This is a genomic window from Dehalococcoidia bacterium (genome assembly GCA_021295915.1).
Taxonomy (GTDB): Bacteria; Chloroflexota; Dehalococcoidia; order Lucifugimonadales; family UBA1123; genus VXRN01.
Window position 1 is genome coordinate 20159 of the sequence record JAGWBK010000035.1, and the last position, 1857, is coordinate 22015.

At 59.7% G+C, this 1857-nt stretch carries 1 protein-coding gene and 1 pseudogene (1 of these 2 running past the window's edge); both read right to left on the reverse strand.

Going from position 1 to position 1857, the window contains the following annotated elements:
* Positions 1 to 584: pseudogene (locus J4G14_10545) on the reverse strand (DUF1501 domain-containing protein) (it extends 526 nt beyond the left edge of the window).
* 43 nt (positions 585 to 627) lie between these two features.
* Positions 628 to 1857 (reverse strand): DUF1800 domain-containing protein (locus J4G14_10550; GenBank protein ID MCE2458238.1); only part of this gene is annotated, 1230 nt, incomplete at its 5' end.

The following is a 1857-nucleotide window of genomic DNA, read 5'->3' on the forward strand; positions in this document are numbered from 1 at the left end:
GCGTCCAGACCGGTCTGTCCGAGGTAGTCCTGTACAGGTCCGGTGCCGATGGCCTGACCGTACATGTTCACGAACTTGTCGAGCATCTTGTTGCGACGGTCCTGCTGCTCGATACCCGTAAGCAGTCCGTACGTCGACAGGTCTGCAACCGACGCAACCGACACCCCTGGCAGCAGCATGGCACGTGGCATACCCTGACCGATGTTCACCCCTGCTACAGGGTTCTCCCCGCTCGGGTCGAGATCTCGCAGCGCGCGTCCCAGCCATCCTTCGGTACCGATGATGTCCGGCTCACACGTGTGCCAGATGTCCATCGAGCGAAAGTGCGACCTTGGGGAGTTGGCATAGCCCACCCCGTGGATGATCGCCATGTCCCCACGCTCGTAGAGGTCTTTCATCGGACCCATCGTCGGGTGGAAGCCCAACTCGTCGTCCACCCTCAGGACGTCGTCCTGTGCGACGCTGAGCGTCGTCCGGCTATCGTAGTAGTTCTGGTCGTTGTACGGAATGACCGTGTTCATGTAGTCGTTGCCGCCTGTGAGCTGCAGCACCACGACCACTGGGTCTTTGTCTGTGGACGCCATCTTCTTCACTCCTGCCTCAGAGGACCTGTGTCCTCCCACTCCTTCAGCCGAACTGGTACTCGGTGGTTGCTGCGATGAGGGAGAGCATGTCGCTGACACGTCCGGATGACGTCGCGTAGTCCTCGTCACTGGCCCACGATATCGGCCCCTCGTCCTCAGCGTGTGACACAAGCTCCTGTCGTGTCTGCTCAGAGACGTCCACAGGACCCATGTACTCCAGGCACCTGTCGACGAATGCCCCTGGGGTCATGGCCTGGTCACCATTGGCGACTCTTTCCACGATGCTCTGCACTCCAGGTAGGTCTGTATCGCTGACGCGGTCGACCACGAAGTTGATTCTCTTGACGACCGAGCCGCTGTTGATCCACTCCCTGCCTGTGTGCCAACCCTCTACGCTCGGCGGGTCGTGCAGGCTCTGACCCATGTATGCGGGCTCCTGGCCCATCTCCAGAAGTCGTGGATCAGGTCCCTGCAGGTCTCCAACAAGCTTCAGCGTTCCGACCACGACCTCAGCCGGACTCTTCACCTTCTGGTACATGGACTCCTTGAAGAAGTCGGAGTTGAACATCTTCCGCAGCACAGGTCGAATCTCATAGCCCGATTCTACGAACGTCTCTGCGAGCATTTCGACGGCTTCAGGATTTCGGGGAGGCTCCACCGACCACGCCGGCACCTGCGGCTCGTCTGCAACGAAGAAGTTGTAGAGATGTCGCACGATGAACCGTGGACAGGCAGGCTGCTCGAGGATGATGTCGATGATGTCGTAACCGTCGAAGTTACCGGTGCGACCCAGGAAGGTCTTCTGACCGAAGTCGTGCTCCTCCGGCCTGAACTCATAGTACCAGGAGAACCTGTGATGGGGGTTCCGGGGGATCTTCGCCCCTATGGTCCACCCGGTGAACGCTCGGGCACACTCGAAGACGTCGGTCTCGGTGTAGTGGCCGACACCGAGCGAGAACAGCTCCAGCAACTCACGACCCCAGTTCTCGTTGGGTGTGCGCTTGTGGTTCTCGTTGTTGTCCAGCCAGAAGATCATGGCCGGGTTCTGTGCGACCCTGATGAGTAGCTCCCTGTAGTTGCCCATTCCGTGGTTGCGGAACAGGTGGGTCTGTGTACTCAGGTGGTTGTCGTTGTCCACCTTGGAGTTGCCGGTGGCGAAGATGTTGTGCCAGAACAGCGCAATCTTCTCTTCGAGTGGACGCTGGGTGTTGAGCATGTGGTACAGCCACTGTGCAGCCCCAGGTGTCGGGTTGGGACCTCCGGTCTCCGTGGA